Genomic DNA, 248 nt, shown 5'->3' with positions numbered 1-248 from the left:
GGTCGGTTCGCCTGCTGACGGCCGGCCACCAGGAAAAGGCTGGTCGCACCAGCGCTGGAACGAGTTCTACCCGCAGGCGGCGTTCAAGACTGCCCAGGCCGGTGCGCGGATCAACCTCGGGCTGCGTGACCGCAAACAGCTGCACAACTATGCGGTTGGCGAGTTCGCCCCCGGCGGCCTGTATTACCAGACCTCCGACATCCCGACCACACTGGGCACCACCAAGGGCATCGACACGCGCTTTCACC

At 65.7% G+C, this 248-nt stretch carries 1 protein-coding gene; it reads left to right on the top strand.

Going from position 1 to position 248, the window contains the following annotated elements; all coding sequences use genetic code 11:
• Positions 1-248: hypothetical protein (locus tag SB786_RS37205; protein WP_410731710.1), on the top strand; the 248-nt coding region annotated here is incomplete at both ends.

This window comes from Burkholderia sp. SIMBA_062 (assembly GCF_046534765.1).
GTDB classification, from domain to species: domain Bacteria; phylum Pseudomonadota; class Gammaproteobacteria; order Burkholderiales; family Burkholderiaceae; genus Burkholderia; species Burkholderia ambifaria.
The sequence above is the reverse complement of the archived record's forward strand: the minus strand, read 5'-3'. Positions and strand labels throughout refer to the sequence as shown.